The sequence below is a fragment of the Vibrio sp. 1562 genome, assembly GCF_033340155.1.
Taxonomy (GTDB): domain Bacteria; phylum Pseudomonadota; class Gammaproteobacteria; order Enterobacterales; family Vibrionaceae; genus Vibrio; species Vibrio alginolyticus.
Genome location: NZ_JAWOVY010000604.1, coordinates 1 through 572 on the forward strand (window position 1 = coordinate 1; position 572 = coordinate 572).

1 pseudogene is annotated in these 572 nt (G+C 47.2%); it reads right to left on the minus strand.

The features are described 5' to 3' along the window. Positions 1–155: 155 nt before the first annotated feature. A pseudogene (locus tag R7Z49_RS26650) lies at positions 156–572 on the minus strand (hypothetical protein); the annotation flags it as partial.

Consider the following 572-nt stretch of genomic DNA (forward strand, 5'->3'; position numbering starts at 1 on the left):
CCGTTAAGCTTTTCTACGTCAGTGACGATGTTTGCAAACGCTTACAAATGCAAACAGTAGCGATCTTCTTTCTCATAACTGAAAGACAGGCGTCGCTCGCCTGTCTTTGATGCGCTCAACAAACATGGGTTTGTTCGTCAGGTTCTCTCTCGCCGTTAATTCACATTGGCCGTTGCTACCGCGATAGAGTCGGAAAACGACAGCGTGAAATCTTGCTCTGTATTGAGCACTTTGGCCGGAAACTCTAAGCTTAATTGCGCGTGCGGCGCGACTTCCGAAGCAATACTGGTGACGAATTTTCGAGTTTCTCCTGGAGAGATCGACAAGCTGTTTCCACCTTTGGATGAAAGCTCGGCAATGCCCATCGTTTGCAGCGTGTTGCCTGCCGTATCAGCCAGATGCAGCAAAGATTCTGACTTATAGACCAACTCTCCACTTTCGGTGCGATAGGCACTAAATGTGTTGAAGTTTGGCTGTAATGAACCTTGAGAACCTACGTTTGTGACGGAAAACATCACGTTAGAACCATCAAAATTCTCGACTTTCACCAACACGTTACCGTCTTGGTAACG